This window comes from Methylobacterium frigidaeris (assembly GCF_022179185.1).
Classification (GTDB): Bacteria; Pseudomonadota; Alphaproteobacteria; order Rhizobiales; family Beijerinckiaceae; genus Methylobacterium; species Methylobacterium frigidaeris.
This window is the reverse complement of record NZ_BPQJ01000430.1, coordinates 1-221: the sequence shown is the minus strand read 5'-3', so window position 1 is coordinate 221 and position 221 is coordinate 1. Positions and strand designations below refer to the sequence as shown.

Below are 221 nucleotides of genomic sequence, written 5' to 3'. Positions count from 1 at the left end.
CCCTGCTGCGCCGTCTGCACACGGAACTCGTCCGTGGCCGCCGGTACAACGTCCAGGCCACCGCGCTCACCAAGCAGGGCCGTCTCGCCGTGTACCCGTCCAGCACCGGACAGGAGGCCTGCGAGGTCGCCGCCGCGCTCGTGCTGGAGGCGCGCGACTGGCTCTTCCCGCGCTACCGCGACACCCTCGCCGCCGTCGCCCGCGGTCTCGACCCCGGCCAG

The 221-nt window shown here is 74.7% G+C and carries 1 protein-coding gene; it reads left to right on the top strand.

Features of this window, described 5'->3' with window-relative positions:
* On the top strand, positions 1–221 hold a 221-nt coding region (locus MFF64_RS37570), incomplete at both ends, for a thiamine pyrophosphate-dependent enzyme (protein ID WP_238194178.1).